Origin of the sequence: Mesorhizobium sp. M0571, from assembly GCF_040320985.1 — a bacterium.
Taxonomy (GTDB): domain Bacteria; phylum Pseudomonadota; class Alphaproteobacteria; order Rhizobiales; family Rhizobiaceae; genus Mesorhizobium.
The window spans coordinates 1-5295 of the sequence record NZ_JAMYQT010000113.1; the positions used below are offsets into that span (position 1 = coordinate 1).

Here is a 5295-nt window from a genome sequence, read left to right on the forward strand (position 1 = left end):
AACCTTTGGTCGGCTCGACGCCGACGAAGAAGGACCGCCCGATGCTCATCAGCGGGAACGTGCCGCCGAACTGATGCACCGTGGCGATGCCCCGTCCCTGCGCGTCACTCGGCCCGGTGAAGGTCACCGGCTGACCATCCATCAGTATCTGGCCGCTGCTGGGCTTGTGGACACCGGCCAGCGTTTTGATGAGGGTCGACTTGCCGGCGCCGTTGTCACCGAGCAGACAAAGCACTTCGCCGGCGCGCACCTTCAGCGAAATATCGTGCAGGACATCGATCGGACCGAAGGATTTGTTGACGTTCCTCAGTTCGAGAATGGCAGGTTTGTCGTTCATGGCGGGCACATCTCCCATCTGCGATCCGGCTGGCCTGACACTGTTGATCGGCGAGGAAATTGAAGGTCGGTGCTCGTTGATCGATGCTTGGCTGCTGTAGCAGATCATTTTTCATGGGTTTGCTGGCTCCCGCGGCACGCTTCGCTCGCGCCGCGGCCTGAAATACAGAGCCAGGTCGCGGAAGGACTGATTCATCATAACCGCCCGCCGCCCACGACCACGGACACGATGGCGTTGAAGATAAAGCTCATGCCACCGGAGACCTGGGCGGAATTGAACAGGATCGCCTGACAGATCCCGACAAAAGTGGCGCTGACTGCGGACAACACAAACAGCGCAATGGTCACGCGGTCTGTCGGAATGCCGGCGTTGCGGGCGCTGACGCGGTCGATCCCGACCTTCTGGTTTGGGTTGATCGCGATTTACATCTTCTCGCTCCGGCTCAAATGGCTGCCGAGCCGGCAATCGACGAGAAGGCCAGCAGAAGCGCGCAGAAGAAGATCACCGCTTCGCGACCGGCCCGGTCTGCCGCGATCTGTCTGGCGACGCTCGCCGGAAGGCTCATTCCGGAACCGCCTCCAAGGTATGGCATATTGGCGACCGCGAGCAGGCACAGTTCGGCCATGACCCATGTCCCCGATGGCAAAATGCGGTCCCTTCAGGCGAAGGAGCAGCGGCGCAAACACAAGCGCCGCGGCGGCGGACGAAGCCATGGCGATGAGGATCGAAGCGGGCAATGGCAGACCGAAGAATACAAGTGAGGCGAAGAACGCATATCCGCCGATACCGATATAGGCCTGTTGTCCGACGGATATCATCCCGCCGTAGCCGGCGAGCAGGTTCCATATTGCCGCGAGGGATAGGTAAACGAGGAAATCGGTGGTGAAACGCAAGGCCGCCAAATCGAGCATCCAAGGCGCGGACGCGAGGAGCGTGCACAAACAAACGATTCCCAACGTCGTGCGCACCGTGACCTGCAGTTCGGAACTGCCGGCGGGATGGGCGTCGATCTGTGAGCGGCTTGCTTGCAGCGCTCCGCTTGTCTCGTTCATTGGTGCGCTACCTTCGGGAAGAGGCCGTTCGGCCTAAGCAACAAGACGGCGAAAAAGACGATATGACCGGCTATCGTTTGGTAGGCTGGATCGACGGCCGCGCCGATCGACTGGGCAAGCCCGATCACAAGACCCCCGGCGAGAGTGCCCCAAAAATTGCCGAGACCGCCGATGATGACGGCTTCGAAGGCCACGAGGAGGCGGGCGGGGCCCATGAAAGGATCGAAGTTGCCTCGCACGGCCATCAGAACGCCCGCGACGCCGATCACCGCGAATGCGATGGCGCTGGCAATCGCAAAGACCCGCAGGTGATTGATCCCGACCAGGCCGACGATCTCGGAATCGTCGGATGTCGCGCGAAGCCTTTGCCCAAGGGCAGTTGAATAGAAGATCCACTGCAGTGCCATCGTCACGGCCAACGCTGTCGACAACACGACAACTGGATACACGCCAACCGAAGCTGCGCCGACGTTGATGCTCTGCGTTTCGATCGAGCCGGCAGAAAGGCGGCGCGTATCGGCGGAGAAGATCATCAGCAGCGCGTTCTGCACAACGACCGAGACTCCGAACGTCACCAGCAGCGGACGAAGCGGATCGTTGCCAAGCAGCCGGTTGAACAGGCCAAGCTGGAGGAGATAGCCGAGGCCGGCCATCAACGGCGCGACGGCGGCGATCGCCACGAAAGGGTGGATCGGGACGGCCGAAACGACGGAGAAGGCCGCGAATGCTGCGACGACGATAAAATCGCCATGGGCCAGATTCACCAGCCTCATCACCCCGAACACCAGAGAAAGGCCGGTCGCGAAAAGGGCATAGAGGCCTCCGAGAAGGATCCCTTGAACGATGATGTCGGCTGGATTGGTCATGTCATGCCTCCGCCACGCCGAAGTATGCAGCGGCGATTTGATCCCGTGTGAATTCGGCGGGCCGCCCGCTCAGCGCGACGGCGCCCCTGCGCAGGCAGTAGATGCGGTCGGCGACCGAAAGAGCCTGGCCGATGTCCTGCTCGACAACGACCAGTGCCGTGCCCTGGCCGCGCACCCGCCTGAAGTTTTCGTACATTCCCTTGACGACGACAGGCGCCAGACCAAGTGAAATCTCATCGCACAGAAGGGAGTGTTGGGTTTGTCATCAACGCACGGCCCACCGCGACCATCTGCTGCTGCCCGCCAGAAAGCCTCGTCACCTGACGCCGCGCAAGCTCCGGCAACATCGGAAACAGCTCGTAGATGCGCGGAAGGTTCCAGTATCCGACGCGGCCAGCCGATCGGCCGATCGTCAGGTTCTCCTCGACCGTAAGGGAAGAGAAAAGCCGCCGTCCCTCCGGTACGAGCGTCATGCCGAACGCGGCGATTTCATTCGCCTCCAACATGCCGACCTCCCTGCCCGCGAAGTTCAGTCGTTTGGCTGATTTACCGCGGTGCAGCCCGGCTAACGACCTGAGGAGTGTCGATTTGCCAGCTCCGTTTGAACCGATGACCGCGATGCACTCCCCCTCCCCTACAGCCAGTCCAATGCCGAACAGCGCCTGAAGGTCGCCATAGAAGGCGTTCAGATCTTCGACATGCAACAGCGTCATGATGCGGCTCCGTCGGGTTCCGGTTCGACGCCGAGGTAGATTTCGCGCACGTCCGGCGACCGCATGACCTGATGGGGTTCGCCGTCCCTCAGAACCGAGCCGGCGTTGAGTACGACCAGGCGGCCTACGACCTCAAGCAGCGCATGGACCACGTGCTCGATCCAAATGACCGTCACGCCGCGCGCATTGATGTCGAGGATTGTCTTCACCAGATCGGAACACTCGGCGTCTGTCAGTCCACCCGCGATCTCGTCGAGCAGAAGGAGTTCGGGCGACGAACCCAGTGCTCGCGCCAACTCAAGTCTTTTGCGGTTCAGCAGCGAGAGCGAGCTTGCCGCATCGTTGGCAAGTTCCGACAGGTGTGTCTGTCGGAGGATCTCCTCGCAGTGCTGGCGGGACTGGCTTTGAGAGCGGCCGCCGGCAAAGACCGCACCGACCAGCACGTTCTCGTAGACCGTCATGCCATTCAATGGCTGCGGGATCTGGTACGTGCGCGCCATGCCGGCGCGCGCCCTTCGCCGCGCGCCCCAGCGCGTCACATCGTCTCCCTTGAAGACGACCGTGCCGGCTTCGCCGTGCACGTCTCCCGCGATCAGATTGAAAAAGGTGGTCTTGCCCGCGCCATTGGGTCCAATGATCCCAATGGCTTCTCCCCGCCCGACACCAAGGTCAATTCCGTCCGCGACGCGCACCGCACCAAACGACTTGCGCAGCCCTTTGATCTCCATGTGCAACATGAGCCGACGACCTAATAGGTAAGTTCCTCGAAATCGGCCCCGGCCGGAATTTCCGGAGCCGTCTGGTTCGACGTGATGACAAGGTCGTAGGCGTGGGGTCCGTTTGGGGTGCGGCGCCATTGACCGCCGACAAGCGGCGTCTTGGCGACGTTTTTGATGGTCGAGTTCTTCCAGTCGACCTTTCCCACAATCGTATCCAGAGAGGTATCTGATATGGCAGCGATAATCGCACCCGCATCGCCAGGCTCGCCTGCACGCTTCAAGACGTCTGCCGCGACTTCGAACAACGCGTGGGCAAAGCCGATCGGTTGGGTCCACTGTTTGCCGGTCGCCCGGCTATATTGGCCATCTCCACGGCCAGGATCTGGCGCCGGCCGTCCCAGTCGATGCCGACCGCGATCAGCACCGCTTGGCTCATGACGATGCCGGCTTCGCGCACCTTCTCGTAGCAGGCATCGAGGATGAGGTAGGCAAAAGGCTCTTGAAGCGGGCGCTCGGCAAACGCTTTCAGGCTCTCCTCTAGGCGTTTGTTGATGGCCGAGATCGATGAGGCCGAGAAGGCATGGCCGCACAGCTCTTCCGTGATCGCCTTGACCTTCCGGGTCGAAACGCCCTGCACATTCATCTCCGCAAGCGTGGCCACCAGGGCCCGCTCCGAACGCTGGTAACGCTCGAACAGCTCGGTGGAGAAGCGGCCGGCCCGGTCCTGCGGAACCCGCAGCTCCAGCTTGCCGACACGGGTGACAAGGGTGCGGCCATAATAACCCGAGCGGTAGCCGAGACGCTCCGGTGTGCGCTCGCCTTTCGAAGCACCCAGAGCCTCGTCCATCTCGGCCTCGAGCACCTCCTGCATCACCGTACGGATCACTTCGTGCAGACCTTGCGGATCCGAAAGCAGAATGTCTTTGACGGCGGCGCTGGCGGTTTACTTTCAGTCTTGGTCATGGTGGCGTTCCTTCGCGGGAATCAGGTGACGTTGGACATCACCAGCCTGCCATGACCGCCCCCTCTCAGCGAATTTGCAGAACTCTCAGCACATTACCCAGGCTCCGAGTTGGTACTACGCGCAGCTCGCCCGGGCGCGGTTCGTCGCCGGTCGCTATGCCGACAGTCTGTCGTCGCTGTGCCAAAGTCCGCCGGATATTCCCGTCACTCTGATGTTCCGTGCCCGGTGCCACGCGCTGCTCAAGAGCCGGCGCAGGGGCAGTCGATCGCCAGGCGGATTGCCGTCGAGTTTCCAAGGTTCACCGTCGAGAACTTCATCCGAACCTATCCCGTCACCAATCCTCTGGCCCTCGCTGCGATTAAGGAAGGGGCTCGTCGCGCAGGTATAGCGTAGAGCCGAAAACGGTGCCTAGCTGAGGAGAGGACGCGCTTCCTGGATATGCCACTTGGTAAGCCGGGCCCCGCTTCCGGCACAGGCTGAAGGTCTGCTTGGTAGCGCTAACTGGGCGCTGGCGTGACCCCTGCTAAGCTTCCGCTCCTGGCGCACCTTACTCGTTCCAGTGGACGAGGCGAACAGCAACAAACCATCCATCTCGGCCATTGGCGGCAGCCAGTTGGTAGAGTTTGACCCTAGAACGCCAGCGT

Annotated in this window: 6 protein-coding genes and 3 pseudogenes; all 9 read right to left on the reverse strand. The window is 61.6% G+C overall.

Annotated elements, in window-relative coordinates:
- On the reverse strand, positions 1 to 337 hold a 337-nt coding region (locus NKI85_RS37365; protein ID WP_352780868.1), incomplete at its 3' end, for an ATP-binding cassette domain-containing protein.
- A gap of 206 nt (positions 338 to 543) precedes the next feature.
- Positions 544 to 735 (reverse strand): annotated as a pseudogene (locus NKI85_RS37370) (ABC transporter permease subunit); the annotation flags it as partial.
- Positions 736 to 984: 249 nt separating this feature from the next.
- Positions 985 to 1389: pseudogene (locus NKI85_RS38120) on the reverse strand (ABC transporter permease subunit); the annotation flags it as partial.
- Positions 1386 to 2255, reverse strand: a complete 870-nt coding sequence (locus NKI85_RS37380; RefSeq protein ID WP_352780871.1) for a branched-chain amino acid ABC transporter permease — start codon at positions 2253 to 2255, stop codon at positions 1386 to 1388. The gene NKI85_RS37380 and the pseudogene NKI85_RS38120, both read right to left, overlap by 4 nt.
- Position 2256: 1 nt before the next feature.
- On the reverse strand, positions 2257 to 2451 hold the full coding sequence (locus NKI85_RS38125; RefSeq protein ID WP_502900788.1) for a hypothetical protein: 195 nt from the start codon (positions 2449 to 2451) through the stop codon (positions 2257 to 2259).
- A gap of 37 nt (positions 2452 to 2488) precedes the next feature.
- Entirely contained in the window at positions 2489 to 2968 is a 480-nt protein-coding gene (locus NKI85_RS37385) for an ABC transporter ATP-binding protein (RefSeq protein ID WP_502900789.1), read from the reverse strand.
- On the reverse strand, positions 2965 to 3705 hold the full coding sequence (locus NKI85_RS37390; protein ID WP_352532646.1) for an ABC transporter ATP-binding protein: 741 nt from the start codon (positions 3703 to 3705) through the stop codon (positions 2965 to 2967). Before NKI85_RS37390 ends, NKI85_RS37385 begins: the two co-directional genes overlap by 4 nt.
- A gap of 11 nt (positions 3706 to 3716) precedes the next feature.
- Complete coding sequence (locus NKI85_RS38130) at positions 3717 to 3893, reverse strand: hypothetical protein (RefSeq protein ID WP_502896259.1); 177 nt, start codon at positions 3891 to 3893, stop codon at positions 3717 to 3719.
- A 134-nt stretch (positions 3894 to 4027) separates the two neighbouring features.
- Positions 4028 to 4650: pseudogene (locus NKI85_RS37400) on the reverse strand (IS256 family transposase); the annotation flags it as partial.
- Positions 4651 to 5295: the final 645 nt, after the last annotated feature.